The organism is Lacrimispora xylanisolvens (assembly GCF_002934545.1).
Taxonomy (GTDB): domain Bacteria; phylum Bacillota; class Clostridia; order Lachnospirales; family Lachnospiraceae; genus Lacrimispora; species Lacrimispora xylanisolvens.
The window spans coordinates 433366-449965 of record NZ_PTJA01000004.1 but is presented as its reverse complement, the minus strand read 5'-3'; the positions used below and the strand labels follow the sequence as shown (position 1 = coordinate 449965).

At 42.9% G+C, this 16600-nt stretch carries 17 protein-coding genes; 16 read left to right on the top strand and 1 reads right to left on the bottom strand.

What is annotated here, in order from left to right; genetic code table 11:
• The first annotated feature begins 144 nt into the window (after positions 1-144).
• The 5 genes from BXY41_RS10080 to thiI are packed head-to-tail and all read left to right on the top strand — an operon-like array spanning position 145 to position 4989.
• Positions 145-891, top strand: a complete 747-nt coding sequence (locus BXY41_RS10080; RefSeq protein WP_104436694.1) for a sulfite exporter TauE/SafE family protein — start codon at positions 145-147, stop codon at positions 889-891.
• A 9-nt stretch (positions 892-900) separates the two neighbouring features.
• A complete protein-coding gene (prmA, locus tag BXY41_RS10075; protein ID WP_104436693.1) occupies positions 901-1863 on the top strand; it encodes a 50S ribosomal protein L11 methyltransferase in 963 nt (320 codons plus the stop codon).
• Positions 1864-1874: 11 nt separating this feature from the next.
• Positions 1875-2615, top strand: coding sequence for an RsmE family RNA methyltransferase (locus BXY41_RS10070; protein ID WP_104436692.1), 741 nt, complete (start codon positions 1875-1877; stop codon positions 2613-2615).
• Between the two features lie 13 nt (positions 2616-2628).
• Positions 2629-3783: a cysteine desulfurase family protein gene (locus BXY41_RS10065; protein ID WP_104436691.1), complete on the top strand. Its 1155-nt coding sequence runs from the start codon at positions 2629-2631 to the stop codon at positions 3781-3783.
• Positions 3784-3810: 27 nt separating this feature from the next.
• Entirely contained in the window at positions 3811-4989 is a 1179-nt protein-coding gene (gene thiI / locus BXY41_RS10060) for a tRNA uracil 4-sulfurtransferase ThiI (protein ID WP_104436690.1), read from the top strand.
• A 66-nt stretch (positions 4990-5055) separates the two neighbouring features.
• Here the strand turns inward: thiI and BXY41_RS10055 are convergent, their stop codons facing one another.
• On the bottom strand, positions 5056-5289 hold the full coding sequence (locus tag BXY41_RS10055; protein WP_104436689.1) for an HPr family phosphocarrier protein: 234 nt from the start codon (positions 5287-5289) through the stop codon (positions 5056-5058).
• Between the two features lie 149 nt (positions 5290-5438).
• Here BXY41_RS10055 and mtaB point away from each other — a divergent pair, with 149 nt between their 5' ends.
• The 11 genes from mtaB (at position 5439) to BXY41_RS10000 (ending at position 16597) form a co-directional block, all read left to right on the top strand.
• A complete protein-coding gene (gene mtaB / locus BXY41_RS10050; protein ID WP_104436688.1) occupies positions 5439-6758 on the top strand; it encodes a tRNA (N(6)-L-threonylcarbamoyladenosine(37)-C(2))-methylthiotransferase MtaB in 1320 nt (439 codons plus the stop codon).
• A gap of 80 nt (positions 6759-6838) precedes the next feature.
• Positions 6839-7099, top strand: coding sequence for an IreB family regulatory phosphoprotein (locus BXY41_RS10045; protein WP_104436687.1), 261 nt, complete (start codon positions 6839-6841; stop codon positions 7097-7099).
• A gap of 326 nt (positions 7100-7425) precedes the next feature.
• Positions 7426-7866 carry a Holliday junction resolvase RuvX gene (gene ruvX / locus BXY41_RS10040; RefSeq protein ID WP_104436786.1) on the top strand — a complete coding sequence of 147 codons (441 nt, stop codon included), beginning with the start codon at positions 7426-7428 and terminating at the stop codon, positions 7864-7866.
• A complete protein-coding gene (locus BXY41_RS10035) occupies positions 7856-8137 on the top strand; it encodes a DUF1292 domain-containing protein (RefSeq protein WP_104436686.1) in 282 nt (93 codons plus the stop codon). The genes ruvX and BXY41_RS10035 overlap by 11 nt, the downstream gene beginning before the upstream one ends.
• Positions 8138-8162: 25 nt before the next feature.
• Positions 8163-8627 (top strand): Fur family transcriptional regulator, encoded by a 465-nt coding sequence (locus BXY41_RS10030; protein WP_104436685.1) that lies wholly within the window; start codon positions 8163-8165, stop codon positions 8625-8627.
• 18 nt (positions 8628-8645) lie between these two features.
• On the top strand, positions 8646-10313 hold the full coding sequence (locus BXY41_RS10025) for a ribonuclease J (protein WP_104436684.1): 1668 nt from the start codon (positions 8646-8648) through the stop codon (positions 10311-10313).
• Positions 10314-10359: 46 nt separating this feature from the next.
• Positions 10360-10755, top strand: a complete 396-nt coding sequence (locus tag BXY41_RS10020) for an endolytic transglycosylase MltG (RefSeq protein ID WP_104436683.1) — start codon at positions 10360-10362, stop codon at positions 10753-10755.
• On the top strand, positions 10752-11417 hold the full coding sequence (locus BXY41_RS10015; protein ID WP_104436682.1) for an O-methyltransferase: 666 nt from the start codon (positions 10752-10754) through the stop codon (positions 11415-11417). The genes BXY41_RS10020 and BXY41_RS10015 overlap by 4 nt, the downstream gene beginning before the upstream one ends.
• On the top strand, positions 11414-12643 hold the full coding sequence (locus BXY41_RS10010) for a peptidase U32 family protein (protein WP_104436681.1): 1230 nt from the start codon (positions 11414-11416) through the stop codon (positions 12641-12643). The genes BXY41_RS10015 and BXY41_RS10010 overlap by 4 nt, the downstream gene beginning before the upstream one ends.
• Before the next feature lie 170 nt (positions 12644-12813).
• Positions 12814-13638 carry a YdcF family protein gene (locus BXY41_RS10005; RefSeq protein ID WP_104436680.1) on the top strand — a complete coding sequence of 275 codons (825 nt, stop codon included), beginning with the start codon at positions 12814-12816 and terminating at the stop codon, positions 13636-13638.
• Between the two features lie 34 nt (positions 13639-13672).
• Entirely contained in the window at positions 13673-16597 is a 2925-nt protein-coding gene (locus BXY41_RS10000) for an insulinase family protein (RefSeq protein ID WP_104436679.1), read from the top strand.
• Positions 16598-16600 lie beyond the last annotated feature (3 nt).

Genomic DNA, 16600 nt, shown 5'->3' with positions numbered 1-16600 from the left:
AAATATATTTTTTCCGGAATAAACCGGAGAAAGCCTGATTTTCTGCGCTTGCAACCCATATCATTGTATGTTATGATATCATGTGGTTTTCCTTGTGAAGGATTTTTATTCGAAAAGGATTCGACAAAAGAAAGGAAACAGAAGATGAATCAATACTTAATTGTGTGTCCTCTTGTATTTCTGGCTGGACTGATAGATTCCATTGCCGGCGGAGGAGGACTTATTTCACTGCCTGCTTTTCTTGCTGCGGGAATACCGCCTCATCTTGCAATCGGTACCAATAAGATGGGATCTGCCATGGGGACTGTGGTCTCTACGGCACGGTTTGCAAAAAATGGTTATATTAAAGTGAAGTTGTCTTTGTGCGCAGCACTTCTGGCAATAGGAGGTTCTGTCATTGGAGCCCATTTATCCATGCTCGCAAGTGAGACGGTGTTAAAAACCATGATGCTGGTGGCACTGCCGGTTGTTGCGTTTTATGTTTTAAAAAATAAAGATTTTGGAGAGCAGGAAGAAAATAAGGAAGTATCTGAGAGAAAAATGATTCTGATCACCATGGGGGCTGCCCTTGTGATTGGCTGCTATGACGGCTTTTACGGGCCTGGAACGGGAACGTTTTTGCTTCTTGTACTGACCGGTCTTGCAGGAATGGATATCAGAAGTGCTTCCGGAACCACCAAGGTGATTAATTTATCTTCCAACATTGCGGCTCTGACAACATTTTTAATAAATGGTAAAGTTTTAATTCCACTTGGTCTTGCAGCTGGTGTATTCTGTATTGCAGGACATTACATCGGTTCCGGACTTGTGGTGAAAAACGGGCTGAAGATTGTACGCCCTGTTGTACTTGTGGTTTTATTGTGTCTCTTTGTGAAAATTATAAAAGGATAGGGAATTGTTATGAAATGGAAAAAATTTACTCTTACGACAACAACGGAGGCTGTTGATTTAGTCAGCAGCATGTTTGATGAAATTGGAATTGAAGGAATTGAAATCGAAGACAACATTCCTCTTACAGAAGCGGAAACGAAAGGGATGTTCATTGACATTCTTCCGGAACTGCCCCCTGATGAGGGCGTGGCGAGGGTCAGCTTTTACTTAGATCCGGACTCTGATATCAATATAGAAGAGATGTTAATAAAGGTGGAAGAGGGACTGGATGAGCTTTCCATGTTTACGGACCTGGGAGCCCGTACCATTGAAACCAGCGAGACTGAGGACAAAGACTGGATTAACAACTGGAAACAGTATTTTAAACCATTTACTGTTGACGATATTTTAATTAAACCTACCTGGGAGGAGATCCCCGAAGAGCATAAAGAAAAACTATTGATCGAAATTGATCCAGGTACTGCTTTTGGTACAGGACAGCATGAGACCACACAGCTTTGCATCCGTCAGTTAAAAAAATATGTAAAACCGGGTGACCTTGTTCTTGATGTGGGTACCGGCAGCGGGATTCTGGGAATTACAGCACTTAAGCTTGGGGCAGGTGAAGTATTCGGAACAGACTTAGATGAAAATGCCATTACTGCCGTTATGGAAAATATGGAATCCAATCATATCGATCCGGAGAAATTTAAAGTTTTAAAAGGCAATATAATTGATGATAAAGATGTAAAAGAAGCCGCAGGCTTTGAAAAATATGATGTGGTAGTCGCCAACATTCTGGCTGATGTCATTATTCCCTTACAGAAGGAAATTCCGGTTCATATGAAGAAAGGAACTGTCTTTATTACTTCCGGTATCATCAATATGAAGGAAGAAGCTGTAAAGCAGGCATTTGCTGCCAACGATGCCTTTGAACTGGTGGAGATTACCTATCAGGGAGAGTGGGTTTCTGTAACAGTCAGAAAGAAATAGGAGAACGGTATATGTATCATTTTTTTGTGCAGCAGGATCAGATCGGGGAGACCACGGTCCGGATTGCCGGAACGGATGTGAATCATATAAAAAATGTTCTTCGCATGGGACCTAGGGAAGAAGTTTTGCTTAGCAATGGAGTGGATAAGGATTATTTGTGTGAAATTCTGTCCATTTCTTCTGATGAGGTTATAGCAAAGATAATAGAGATCCGGGAAGGCGGCACAGAGCTGCCTGTGGAGATATATTTATTTCAGGGACTTCCCAAAAGCGACAAGATGGAACTGATCATACAAAAGGCAGTGGAACTGGGAGTCTTTAAGATTATTCCGGTTGAAACGAAGCGCGCTGTGGTGAAGCTTGATAAGAAGAAAGAGGAGTCAAAAATCAAACGCTGGACGGCTGTTTCTGAAAGTGCGGCCAAGCAGTCCAAACGGCTTTTGATTCCGGAAGTAACCGGTGTAAAGACTCTACGGGAAGCGTTTGAATTTGCAAAGGAATTTGACATTCTTTTGCTTCCTTTTGAACATGCCGAAGGAATGGTGCACACAAGGGAGATTGTTTCCCGCATAAACCCGGGGATGAAAGTTGGGATTTTCATCGGACCGGAAGGCGGCTTTGAAGACGGGGAAGTGGAACTTGGAGAATCCTACGGCGCACATACAATTACACTGGGAAAACGAATTTTACGCACGGAAACAGCAGGACTTTTTGTTCTTTCTGTACTTGGTTTTCAGTTGGAAAGTGTTTAGGGAGATGACATAAATGGAAGCATATTTTGATAATTCGGCAAGTACCAAAGTTCTGGAGCCGGTGAAAGAAATTGTAATAAAAACAATGATGGAGGATTATGGAAATCCATCAGCCAGGCATAAAAAAGGATTGGATGCGGAACGGTATATCAAAGAAGCCGCCGAAACCATTGCAGGAACTTTAAAGGTGGCTGCAAAGGAAATTGTATTTACATCCGGCGGTTCCGAGTCCAACAACATGGCTATTATCGAGACTGCCATGGCCAATAAACGGGCGGGAAACCATATTATCAGTACTGGAATTGAACATGCTTCCGTCTATAATCCTCTTGCCTATCTGGAAGAACAGGGATTTCGGGTGACTTATCTTTCCGTTGACAGGCAGGGCCATATTAACCTGGAAGAATTGGAGGAAGCAATCTGTCCTGAGACGATTCTGGTTTCCATCATGTATGTAAACAATGAAATCGGCGCCATTGAACCAGTGGAAGCCATTTCTAAAATTATAAAAAAGAAAAATCCAGACATCTTATTCCATGTAGATGCCATACAGGCGTATGGGAAGCTTTTGATCCGGCCGAAGAGCCAGGGAATTGATCTGCTCTCAGTGAGCGCCCATAAAATACATGGCCCGAAAGGGATCGGTTTTCTTTACATTGATAAACGGGTTAAAATAAGACCTATGATTTATGGCGGAGGCCAGCAAAGAGGTATGCGCTCCGGTACGGAAAATGTTCCGGGTGTTGCAGGTTTGTCTGCTGCCGCAAACTTTATGTATACCAATCACAGAGAGAAAATCCGTGCAATTACAGAAATTAAGGATTATTTGATTGACAGGCTGTCAGAAATAGATGGGGTAACCATAAACAGCTTAAAAGGAGAATTGTCGGCACCACAAATTGTCAGTGCCAGCTTTTCCGGAATCCGCAGTGAAGTACTCCTTCATGCACTGGAGGAGAAAGAGATCTATGTATCTTCAGGTTCTGCCTGTTCCTCCAATCATCCGGCTGTCAGCGGAACCTTAAAAGGAATTGGTATAAAACCGGAACTTTTGGATTCCACCTTAAGATTTAGTTTCGGAGTTTTTAATACAAGGGAAGAAGTGGACTACTGCATACAAACCTTAAAGGAACTGCTGCCTGTACTCAGGCGGTACCAGAGAGGTTAAATGGGTTTTTAAAAGAAAGGACAACAGATGCAATATCAATCATTTTTAATTAAATACGCAGAAATCGGTGTGAAAGGAAAAAACCGTTTCTTATTTGAGGATGCTCTTGTGGCACACATCCGCCATGCATTAAAAAGGCTGGATGGAGATTTTATCGTTTCCAAGGAATCAGGACGTATCTATGCCACTGCCCAGTCCGAATTCGACTTTGATGAAGTTGTGGAATCATTAAGCCGCATATTCGGAATCGCAGCCATCTGCCCTATGGTTCAGGTGGAGGACAATGGTTATGAGGATTTAAAACAACAGGTTTTAACTTATGTGGATCAGTACTACGACGATAAGCATTTTACATTTAAAGTGTATGCAAGAAGAGGAAACAAACGGTATCCGGTTAACTCAGAACAGATTAACCGGGATCTGGGAGAAGTAATTCTTCATACATTTCCTGACACAAAGGTAGATGTTCATAAGCCGGATGTTATGCTTTATGTAGAAGTCAGAAATAAAATTAATATATATTCCAAAATTATTCCGGGGCCAGGCGGAATGCCGGTAGGAACCAACGGAAAAGCCATGCTTTTATTATCCGGTGGAATTGACAGTCCGGTAGCCGGTTATATGATTGCAAAGCGGGGAGTTAAAATTGATGCAGTCTATTTCCATGCTCCGCCCTATACCAGCGAACGGGCAAAGGAAAAGGTTATTGACCTTGCAAAACTGGTATCCAGATATTCCGGACCAGTTCACCTTCATATCGTGAATTTTACTGACATTCAGCTATATATTTATGACAAATGTCCTCATGAGGAACTTACAATCATCATGAGACGTTATATGATGCGGATTGCTGAGCATCTGGCAGGAGAAGCAGGAGCACAGGCATTAATCACAGGAGAAAGTATCGGACAGGTTGCCTCACAGACCATGCAGTCACTGGCAGCTACAGATGCAGCCTGTACAATTCCGGTATTTCGTCCGGTAATCGGTTTTGATAAGCAGGAGATTGTTGACGTATCAGAAAAGATCGGAACTTATGAAACTTCTGTACTTCCTTTCGAGGACTGCTGCACCATCTTTGTTGCAAAGCACCCCGTTACCAAGCCAAGCATTAAAATGATTGAGCGTTCAGAAGAAAAACTGGAAGAAAAGATTGATGAGCTGGTTGAGACGGCCATTCGTACCGTAGAAAAAGTCTGGTGTTAAAGAAAAAATGGGGTCCGGCTCCTTATTAAAAGGACGGATCCCATTTCTCAAATAACTCTTAACAAGTTAATCTACAATATATGGAGATAAAATGTTTAAGATTTCATCGACAGCGCTTTCGGAATGAATATTTAAATCAATCGGCTTGGATAAATCCAGGCTGAAAATACCCATAATGGATTTTGCATCGATCACATATCTGCCGGAAACAAGATCAAAGTCTGTATCAAATTTTGTCAGGTCATTTACGAAAGATTTTACTTTGTCGATGGAATTTAAAGATATACGAACTGTTTTCATGTGAAAAACCTCCTTGCGTGAGCTCTTTTATTAATCAGGGAACCGCCCCTTTTTCACTTCAATACTACTGATTTATTGTATAAAAGTCAATGGTAATTTTACATGAAAATACTGAAAATTTAAGCAATATTTAGATAGGAGAAAATAAAATGAGAAAGGCAGCCCTGCATAACCTTGGGTGCAAGGTAAATTCATATGAAACAGAAGCAATGCAGCAGCTTTTGGAAAACGCAGGCTATGAGATTGTACCATTTGCAGAGGGAGCAGATGTTTATATTATCAACACCTGTTCAGTAACCAACATTGCTGACCGTAAATCCAGACAGATGCTTCACCGCGCCAAGAAAATGAATCCCGGTGCAGTCGTGATTGCAGCTGGATGTTATGTCCAGGCGGCAGGCGAGGAACTGAAAAAAGACGAAGCAGTGGATCTGGTGATAGGAAATAACAAGAAGACAGAGCTGGTTTCCATTCTGGAGGATTACTTTACACAGAACAAAGTGACTCAGGAAGAAACAGTGATTGACATCAGCCATACCGCTGAATATGAGAACCTTTCCATCAGCAGAATCGGAGATCACACCAGAGCATTTGTAAAGGTACAGGACGGTTGCAATCAGTTCTGCAGTTACTGCATCATCCCTTACACCAGAGGACGGGTCAGAAGCAGAAAGCCCCAGGAAGTGGTGGAAGAGATCACACGGCTGGCGGCTCTGGGATATGAGGAAGCAGTTTTAACGGGAATTCATTTAAGCTCTTACGGAATGGATTTTCCGGCAGAGGAGAGAATCGGTCTGTTGGAATTAATTATAAAAGTACATGAAATACCGGAAATCAAACGAATCCGTCTGGGTTCCCTGGAACCACGGATTATAACCGAAGAATTTACCACAGCTCTTGCGAGTATGGAAAAGATATGTCCTCATTTCCACCTGTCTTTGCAAAGCGGCTGTGATGCCACGTTAAAGCGTATGAACCGGAGATATAACACCAAAGAATACTTAACAGGCTGTGAGCTTCTTCGCAGTGCATTTAAGAATCCTGCCATAACAACCGATATCATAGTAGGGTTTCCTGGGGAAACCGACGCTGAATTTGAAACCACCAGGGAATATTTAAAAAAACTCCAGTTTTACGAAATGCATGTGTTTAAATATTCGGTCAGAAACGGAACCAGAGCGGCAGATATGCCGGATCAGATCCCGGAATCTGTAAAAACAAAACGAAGCGGTGAGCTTCTGTCTCTGGAACGGGAGATGTCACTTTCTTACCGTAAATCTCATTTGGGAAGTCAGACCGAAGTGCTGATGGAAGAGGAATATGAGGTGGATGGAAAGCGTTATCTGATTGGCCATACAAAGGAATATATCAAAGCAGCAGTCCCTTTTGAAGAAGGAATAAAAGGCAGGATGATAAAGGGAACTTTATGGAAAATGCTGACAGATGAAATCATATTTTTAAAATGTTAAGAGACAAAAATTATTTTTGTCTTGCCGAATCCATGATTATGGTTTAAAATATAGGAGAACAGTTAAAGGACGTGAGAAACATGGGCGATATTCATAATACACAATTTTTTAAAGCAGTCCAGGAAAATAAGCTGGACGTAAGTCAGGTACTGGAACAGGTTTATATTGCCCTCACAGAAAAAGGCTATAATCCGGTTAACCAGATTGTGGGGTATATTATGTCAGGTGACCCTACCTATATCACCAGCCATAAGAATGCCAGAAGTCTGATCATGAAAGTGGAACGGGACGAGATTCTGGAAGAACTGATGCGGGTATATATTGATACGAAGTTAAAGTAATGACGCCAATGGGTGTCTGTCGGGTAGGTTTCAACTCTATAAGACCTTTGCAATGCGTTACAGCTGTCAGATGAAGTGGTAAGAGGCGGAGTCTGGCAGTTTGTTTTTATCTAGTTGGCTGCGAACCAGCTTTGTTTTGTTGTCCAAAAAGCATGGACAGGAAAGAGGAGCGTTCTAACGAACATACCTTTATGTCCAGAGAACATGGACAGGAAAGAGGAGCGTTCTACGAACATACCTTTATGTCCAAAAAGCATGGACAGGAAAGAGGAGCGTTCTACGAACATACCTTTATGTCCAAAAAGCATGGACAGGAAAGAGGAAATATGAGGATCATGGGACTTGATTACGGTTCTAAGACTGTGGGAGTTGCAGTTTCCGACTTACTGGGTATAACTGCCCAGGGTGTGGAGACAATTACGAGAGAAGAAGAAAATAAACTGAGAAGAACCTGTGCCCGGATTGAGGAACTGATTCAGGATTATGAGATTGAAACCATTGTTTTGGGTTATCCTAAGAATATGAATAACACGGCTGGAGACAGAGCTAAGAAGACTGAGGAATTTAAAGATATGCTGGAACGCCGGACAGGACTTCCTGTGGTTTTATGGGATGAGAGACTGACTACGGCCGCTTCTGAGAGAATTTTAATGGAGAGCGGTGTGAGACGGGAAAACCGGAAAGCAGTCATTGACAAGGTGGCAGCAGGATTGATTCTGCAGGGATATTTAGACAGTTTAAAACGGGAGACAGGCAATGAACAGTGAAGAGAGAAAAATTACCCTGACCAATGACGAAGGGGAAGAAATTGGTTTTTATGTGTTAGAAGAAACCAGAATTAATGGTATGAATTATCTGTTGGTAACTGATTCCACAGATGAGGACGAAGATGGAGAATGTTACATCTTAAAAGACATGTCAAAGCAGAATGAAGAAGAAGCTTTGTATGAGTTTGTTGAGGATGATAACGAGATAGATTATTTATTTAAAATATTTTCCGAACTGCTTGACGGAGCGGATGTGGATATTGAAAAATGATGGTAAGTGATTGAGGGACTGTTGTATGGAACAGGAAGTTTTTAAAGATATGCTTCGAAAAAAAGGACTCAAGGTGACCAATCAGCGTATGCTGGTGCTGGAACTCATGGCTGAGCGTCCGGGAGAACATCTGACTGCAGAGGAGATTTATGATCTGGCCAGACAGAGCTGCCCGGAGATCGGACTTGCCACGATTTACAGGACTGTACAGGTGCTGGTGGATTTGTCAGTGATTGATAAGGTCAGCTTTGATGATGGATTTGCCCGCTACGAACTGGGGGGCTTTAATCGTGAGTCCGGACATCACCACCACCATGCCATTTGCAGCCGATGCCAAAAAGTATTTTCCTTTAAGGGCGACCTTTTAGATACTCTGGAACAGGCACTTCTTGATACAGAGGGGTTTATGGTAACAGATCATGAAGTGAAACTTCACGGGTACTGCAGGGAATGCCGGGAGAAAATGGAAGAAGATCAGGACGGGAAATAATAAAACGGAGGTAAAAGATTGAAGAAACAAGACAGCAACGCGAAAGTAAAAATCATTCCCTTAGGAGGAATGGAGCAGATTGGTATGAATATCACTGCTTTTGAATACGAGGACAGCATCATAGTTGTGGACTGCGGACTGGCATTTCCCACAGATGATATGCTTGGAATTGACCTGGTAATCCCGGATGTTTCCTATTTGAAACAAAATATTAATAAAGTAAAGGGATTTGTTATCACCCATGGTCACGAGGATCATATTGGTGCGCTCCCTTATATTTTAAAAGAGATCAATGTGCCGGTTTATGGTACCAAACTGACCATCGCATTAATCGAGAACAAATTAAAAGAACATAATCTTTTGAAAAACACCAAGAGAAAGGTGATTAAACATGGACAGTCCATTAATTTAGGCTGCTTCCGTATTGAATTCATCAAAACAAACCACAGCATCGCCGATGCATCTGCCCTTGCTATTTTCTCACCGGCAGGTGTAATTCTTCATACAGGAGACTTTAAGATTGACTATACACCCGTTTTTGGAGAACCGGCAGATTTGGAGCGTTTTGCAGAACTTGGAAAAAAAGGTGTGCTTGCCCTCATGTGTGACAGTACCAACGCCATGAGACCAGGCTTTACCCAGTCGGAAAAGACGGTTGGAAAGACCTTTGATAATATATTTGCAGACCATAAGAATAACCGTATTATAGTGGCAACTTTTGCATCCAACGTGGACCGTGTGCAGCAGGTAATCAATTCCGCTGCAAAGAACGGGCGTAAGGTTGTAGTTGAAGGAAGAAGTATGGTTAATGTAATTGGTACGGCCAGTGAACTGGGTTACATTGATATCCCGGAAGGCACATTAATAGACATTGATCAGCTGAAGAATTATCCCGATGAGCAGACCGTTTTAATCACTACGGGAAGTCAGGGAGAATCCATGGCAGCTCTTTCCCGTATGGCAGGAAGTACTCATAAGAAGGTTTCCATTAAGCCAAATGATGTAATTATATTAAGCTCCAACCCGATTCCTGGCAATGAAAAAGCAGTTTCCAAGGTAGTAAACGAGCTTTCCATGAAGGGTGCTGAGGTAATCTGCGAAGATACCCATGTATCCGGACACGCATGTCAGGAAGAGATTAAGCTTATGTATGCCCTGGTTCGTCCACAGTACGCCATTCCGGTACATGGAGAATACCGCCACTTAATTGCACAAAAGAGTGTGGTTCAGTCCATGGGTATTCCTAAAGAGAATGTAATTATCATGTCCTCCGGTGACGTAGTGGAGCTGGGATCGGAATCCTGGAAAGTTGTAGATCACGTTCAGTCCGGAGGGATCCTGGTAGACGGACTTGGAGTTGGTGATGTAGGAAATATCGTTTTAAGAGACAGACAGAATCTGGCACAGAACGGAATTATTGTGGTGGTGCTGACTCTGGAGAAATATTCCAATCAGCTTCTTGCAGGACCGGACATCGTGTCCAGAGGATTTGTATATGTAAGAGAATCTGAGGATCTGATGGAAGAGGCAAGAGCCATTGTAAATGATGCAGTTCAGGACTGCCTGGAACGCAAAATCAACGACTGGGGTAAAATCAAGAATATTATCCGGGACAGCTTAAGCGATTTCCTTTGGAAGCGCATGAAGCGTAATCCCATGATTCTGCCGATCATTATGGAGGTTTAGGAGTTTTAATAAACTCCTGCCTTTAAGGCGAAAGGAATGGATCGTTATGAGCCGGACAACGAATGAGATAAATAAAATAACAGGAGCGATCATAGCCATATCCTCCAGACTTATCATTTTTGCACTGGTCGTAATGCTGCTGTATGAGGGCGTGACCAGAGGCTATGATTTTGGTCATGAGATATTCTATGCCTCCGCAGTGGAACAAAAGCCCGGCCAGGATAAGAATATTACCGTGGAAAAGGGTGCATCAGCTGCGCGGGTAGCCAGACTTTTAAAGGGAAGCGGCTTAATTGCCAATGAATATTCCTTTATCATACAGGCAGAGTTCTTTGATTATAAGGTGAATCCGGGTATCTATACCTTTAATACTTCCATGACCTCCAAGGAAATCCTTCAGATGATGAATGATAATACGGAGGAAAAGAAAGACAAACAATGATTGTTAACGACAGGATAACAGAATATATTAAATCTCTGGAGACAGACCGTAACGGTCTTCTAACAGAGATTGGAGAAAAGGCAAGAATGGAAGGGGTCCCGGTGATCCGGGAAGAAACCGCTGCTTTTTTACAGACAATGACTGCCGCCATACAGCCACAGGCCATATTGGAGGTGGGAACAGCGGTCGGATACTCTGCCCTTCTGATGGCAGAGGTTATGCCCCGTGATTGCCATATCACAACTATAGAAAAATACGAGAAAAGAATTCCCCAGGCGAAGTCTAACTTTGAAAAAGCCGGAGAAACGGATCGGATTACCCTGTATGAAGGGGATGCCGAGGAGGTATTAGAGGGGCTTAACGGCCCCTTTGACCTTGTCTTTTTAGATGCCGCCAAGGGCCAGTATTTAGTCTGGCTTCCCAGAATTCTTGAGCTTTTAAGGCCAGGCGGAATGCTGATTTCTGACAATGTTCTCCAGGATGGGGATATTATAGAATCCCGCTATGCAGTAGAGCGGCGCAACCGGACCATTCATACCCGGATGCGGGACTATCTGTTTGAATTAAAGCATTGTGACCAGCTTATTACATCGGTGGTTCCAATTGGAGACGGAATTACCGTCAGCATTTTAAAAGAGAAGTACGAGAGAGGAGTTTCATGAGAAAGACCGAACTTTTGATTCCGGCAGGCAGCCTGGAAGTGTTAAAAACCGCAGTCATTTACGGTGCAGATGCTGTTTATATCGGAGGAGAAGCCTTTGGACTGCGTGCCAAGGCAAAAAACTTCACAAATGATGATATCCGGGAAGGAATTGCATTTGCCCACAAACATGGGGTAAAAGTTTATATTACAGCCAATATTCTGGCTCACAACGATGATCTTTCCGGAGTAGAGGAATATTTTAACGAATTAAAAGAAATTAAACCAGATGCGGTGATTATTTCCGATCCGGGTGTATTTGCCATTGCAAAACGGGTGATTCCGGATATGGAGCTTCACATCAGCACCCAGGCCAATAATACAAATTACGGTACTTATCTGTTCTGGCATCAGCTGGGGGCGAAACGTGTGGTATCAGCCAGAGAACTGTCCCTTGCAGAGATTAAAGAAATCCGGGGAAAAATTCCGGAAGACTTAGAGATTGAAAGCTTTATACACGGAGCCATGTGCATGTCCTATTCCGGCCGTTGTCTGCTGAGCAACTATATGACCGGAAGAGATGCAAACCAGGGAGCCTGCACCCATCCCTGCAGGTGGAAATATTCCCTTGTGGAAGAAAAGCGCCCGGGCGAATATATGCCGGTTTATGAAAATGAACGTGGGACTTATATCTTTAATTCCAAGGATTTATGCATGATTGAGTATATTCCGGAGATGATGGATGCGGGAATTGACAGCTTTAAGATTGAAGGACGTATGAAAACGGCTCTTTATGTGGCAACGGTGGCAAGAACCTACCGGAAAGCCATTGATGATTTCAACAAAGATCCTGAACTTTATAAAGCTAATATGGACTGGTACCGTTCCGAAATCGGAAAATGCACCTACAGAGAGTTTACAACCGGTTTTTATTTCGGCAAGCCTGATGAAACCACTCAGATTTATGACAACAACACCTATGTGAAAAACTACACCTATTTAGGAACGGTTGAAGCGGTTGATGAAAGAGGGTTTGCGAGAATCGAGCAGAAGAATAAATTTACTGTGGGAGAGACCATTGAGGTCATGAAGCCTGATGGAAGAAACCTGGAAGTAACGGTGAAAGGTATCTGGAATGAAGACGGGGAAGCGCAGGAAAGTGCACCTCATTCAAGACAGATCCTTTTTGTGGAACTGGATGAACAGCTGGAACCATACGATATTCTTCGCAGAAGTGAAATGGAATAAAATAAAATCAGATTTTAAGCACTGTCCGGCATGGCAGGAAACTGCCGGATGGTGTTTTTCTTTTCTTGCAAATCCGGGTGGTTGTTGTAGAAACTGCCATATTGTGGTATGCTATAGAATGTCTAAATCAGTTTAAATAAATTAGAAGCTGGCAGAGCGGAGGCTTACGTATGATATGGATTTTGTGGCTGATAGCTGTTATATGTGTCATTTATTATATTGTGATTGTGGTTTATTCCGGTATAACCACATCATTTTCCCTGATCTGGCTGTTTTTTGCCGCCATATGCATGTTATTGGCAGGAGGATGGGAAACCTATATAAAGCATAAGGATAAGGTGCCTTTGTGGGTTCCGGTTTCAGCTGCCACCATGTGCTGCACCGGTATTTTAGTGTTTGCTGTGGTTGAGATTCTGGTATTTACAGGTGTGGCTGTCCGTGACACCTCAAATCTGGACTATGTGATCGTTCTGGGGGCGAAAGTAAAGGAGACAGGAATTACAAAATCCTTAAAAAAACGCCTGGACAAGGCGGTGGAATATGTGGATAAGAACCCAGGCACAATTCTTGTTTTATCCGGTGCACAGGGAGAAGATGAGCCGGTTGCCGAGGCAGAAGCCATGAGAGATTATCTGATTTATAATGGTGTAAGAGAGGAACAGCTTATTTTAGAAACCTGTTCTTTCAGCACGGTTGAGAATATTGCGTACAGCCGTGTTGCGATTGAAGAGGACCAGGCAAGGAAAAAGGCCAATCGGTTAAACAGCCCGGGTATTGTGGTTCCGGGGGCATTTGAAGAGGTTCCCGATAAACCCATACGAGTGGGAGTGCTGACCAGTGATTTTCACGTATTCCGGGCTCAGCAAATTGCTAAAAAATGGGGCATTCCTGATATTTATGGAATATCCTGCGGATCCGATCCTGTTCTTTTTCTACATTTTTGCGTCAGGGAATGCGCGGCTATATTAAAAGACAAATTAGTGGGCAATATGTAATTAATACAGTATTTGCAGGAGGAAGAAATCATATATGAATCTATTAAAAAAACTTGCAGCCTATGAGGTTGTGGAGGAAAAAGAAATTGCGGAGTTAAACGCAACAGGATGCGTACTCCATCATAAGAAAAGCGGAGCCAGAATTTTCATTATACCATGCGACGATGATAATAAGGTATTTAACATAGGATTCAGGACTCCTCCGGGTGACAGCACCGGAGTGGCACACATTCTGGAACACAGCGTATTATGCGGTTCTGATCAGTTCCCTGTAAAAGACCCTTTTGTGGAATTGGTCAAAGGTTCCCTTAATACATTCTTAAATGCCATGACTTATCCGGATAAAACGGTATACCCGGTTGCCAGCTGCAATGAAAAGGATTTTCATAACCTGATGAATGTCTATATGGATGCAGTACTTCATCCCAATATTTATAAAGAAGAGAAGATCTTCATGCAGGAAGGCTGGCATTATGAGCTGGAAGAGAAAGACTCGGATTTAATCTACAACGGAGTGGTTTACAATGAAATGAAAGGTGCTTTTTCTTCTCCGGAAGAAGTTCTGGACCGTTTTACCAGAAAGGTACTTTTTCCGGATAACTGCTATGGTCAGGAATCCGGCGGAGATCCATCTTTTATTCCGGATCTCACATACGAGGAATTCTTGAATTTCCACAGAAAGTATTATCACCCCTCCAACAGTTATATTTACCTTTACGGCGATATGGATATGGAAGAAAAGCTTATATGGCTGGACCGTGAGTATTTAAGCCATTATGACCAGACAGAGGTTGATTCCAGAATTGAGAGACAGAAACCGTTTGAACATCCGGTACAGGAAGAGACTTACTATTCCATAACAGAAGGGGAATCAGAAGAAAATGCCACCTATCTTTCCATTAACACCGTAGTGGGTACCGATTTAGATCCCAAACTGTATGTGGCATTCCAGATTCTTGAGTATACCCTTCTTGATGCGCCAGGTGCTCCTTTAAAGCAGGCATTGATTGATGCAGGAATTGGCCAGGATATTCTTGGTGGATACGACAGCGGAATTTTGCAGCCGTATTTTACTGTGATTGCAAAGAATGCCAATAAAGAACAGCTGGGAGAGTTCCTTGCAGTGGTCAAGGGAACCTTGAGAAAGCTGGCAGATGAAGGCATTAACAAAAAGAGTTTAAAGGCAGGTATGAATTACTATGAATTCCGTTATCGGGAAGCAGATTACGGTTCCGCACCAAAAGGGCTGATGTATGGACTTCAGTGTATGGACAGCTGGCTTTATGATGGCGATCCCATGATGCATTTACAGTATCAGGCCACCTTTGATTATTTAAAGAAGGTAGTGGATGACGGATATTTTGAACAGCTGATCAGAGAGTATCTGTTAGATAATCCTTTTGAGGCCGTATTAACTGTCAGCCCGAAAAAGAACTTAACAGCGGAAGAAGACAGAAAAACAGCAGAAAAGCTTGCTAAGTATAAGGCATCTCTTTCTGAAGAAGAGATTGACCGGTTAATCATTCAGACAAAAGCGTTAAGGGAATATCAGGAAAACCCGTCTCCCCAGGAAGATCTGGAAAAGATCCCCATGCTGGCAAGAGAGGATATCGGCAGGGAACCGGAGGAGATTATCTGGGAAGAGAAGGATGTCCATGGAGTTAAGGTGATTCATCATGATATGTTCAGCTCCGGAATTGGTTACCTGAAAGTGCTGTTTGATACATCGGTTCTGCCGATGGAGGATTTACCCTATGTAGGATTCTTAAAATCCCTGCTTGGATACGTGAATACTGAGAATTACACCTACGGAGATTTAGCCAGTGAGATTCATTTAAACAGCGGCGGTGTCAGCTTCAGTGTCACCTCTTACCCTGATTTACAAAACAGGGGTCAGTTTAAAGGCTATTTCATGGCAAGTGCAAGAGTACTCTATGATAAAATTGATTTCGGATTTTCTATTTTAAATGAAATACTGACCCGTTCTCTTTTAGATGATGAAAAGCGGGTGGGAGAGGTAATCAGCGAAACCAGATCCAGAGCGAGAATGAAACTGGAAGGAGCCTGCCATTCTGCGGCAGTGGCAAGGGCCACATCCTATTTCTCCTCAGCAGCCTACTTTAATGATATAACCGGCGGAATCGGTTATTATGAATTTTTGGAAAAGCTGGATAAAGAATATCCGGCTGATAAGAAAACATTTATAGCCAGATTTCAATCTGTGGTGAAAAAGCTTTTTACAACCGGCAATATGCTGGTCAGCTATACAGCAGACAAAGAAGGTTATGCCCTTTTGCCTGATGCAATGAAAAAGCTGACGGATGGGCTGCCTGCCGGAGACGAAAAGCGGTATTCATTCCTGTATCCGTCAGGAAACAGAAATGAAGGCTTTACAACTGCTTCCCAGGTTAACTACGTGGCAAGATGCGGAACCTTTGCAGGCACTGGGATGGAATATACCGGAGCATTAAAGATATTAAAAGTCATTTTAAGCTATGACTACCTTTGGATCAATTTAAGAGTTAAGGGAGGCGCCTACGGCTGCATGAGCGGATTCGGGCGTTCCGGCGAAGGCTATTTTGCCTCTTACCGGGATCCTAACTTAAGAGAAACAAACCAGATCTACGAAGGCGTGGTGGAATATTTAGAAAACTTCCAGGTGGAAGACAGGGATATGACCAAATACGTAATCGGAACCATCAGTGATATGGATGTCCCCTATCCGCCGTCTACCAAGGGAAACCGCGGTCTGTCCGCCTATTTATCAGGCGTGACAAAGGAAATGATGGAAAAAGAGCGGGAAGAAGTGTTAAATGCATCACAGGAAGATATCAGAAGTCTGGCTCCTATCGTAAAAGCGGTATTAAGCACCGGCAGTCTCTGTGTCATCGGCAATGAAGAAAAAATCGCAGCGGAAAGCTCTATGTTTGCAGAGACAAAGAACTTATTCCACTCATAACAC

Coding starts and splice junctions, on each gene's coding strand:
- BXY41_RS10080 (WP_104436694.1), top strand. CDS start 145: ATGAATCAATACTTAATTGTGTGTCCTCTTGTATTTCTGGCTGGACTG.
- prmA (WP_104436693.1), top strand. CDS start 901: ATGAAATGGAAAAAATTTACTCTTACGACAACAACGGAGGCTGTTGAT.
- BXY41_RS10070 (WP_104436692.1), top strand. CDS start 1,875: ATGTATCATTTTTTTGTGCAGCAGGATCAGATCGGGGAGACCACGGTC.
- BXY41_RS10065 (WP_104436691.1), top strand. CDS start 2,629: ATGGAAGCATATTTTGATAATTCGGCAAGTACCAAAGTTCTGGAGCCG.
- thiI (WP_104436690.1), top strand. CDS start 3,811: ATGCAATATCAATCATTTTTAATTAAATACGCAGAAATCGGTGTGAAA.
- BXY41_RS10055 (WP_104436689.1), bottom strand. CDS start 5,289: ATGAAAACAGTTCGTATATCTTTAAATTCCATCGACAAAGTAAAATCT.
- mtaB (WP_104436688.1), top strand. CDS start 5,439: ATGAGAAAGGCAGCCCTGCATAACCTTGGGTGCAAGGTAAATTCATAT.
- BXY41_RS10045 (WP_104436687.1), top strand. CDS start 6,839: ATGGGCGATATTCATAATACACAATTTTTTAAAGCAGTCCAGGAAAAT.
- ruvX (WP_104436786.1), top strand. CDS start 7,426: ATGAGGATCATGGGACTTGATTACGGTTCTAAGACTGTGGGAGTTGCA.
- BXY41_RS10035 (WP_104436686.1), top strand. CDS start 7,856: ATGAACAGTGAAGAGAGAAAAATTACCCTGACCAATGACGAAGGGGAA.
- BXY41_RS10030 (WP_104436685.1), top strand. CDS start 8,163: ATGGAACAGGAAGTTTTTAAAGATATGCTTCGAAAAAAAGGACTCAAG.
- BXY41_RS10020 (WP_104436683.1), top strand. CDS start 10,360: ATGAGCCGGACAACGAATGAGATAAATAAAATAACAGGAGCGATCATA.
- BXY41_RS10015 (WP_104436682.1), top strand. CDS start 10,752: ATGATTGTTAACGACAGGATAACAGAATATATTAAATCTCTGGAGACA.
- BXY41_RS10010 (WP_104436681.1), top strand. CDS start 11,414: ATGAGAAAGACCGAACTTTTGATTCCGGCAGGCAGCCTGGAAGTGTTA.
- BXY41_RS10005 (WP_104436680.1), top strand. CDS start 12,814: ATGATATGGATTTTGTGGCTGATAGCTGTTATATGTGTCATTTATTAT.
- BXY41_RS10000 (WP_104436679.1), top strand. CDS start 13,673: ATGAATCTATTAAAAAAACTTGCAGCCTATGAGGTTGTGGAGGAAAAA.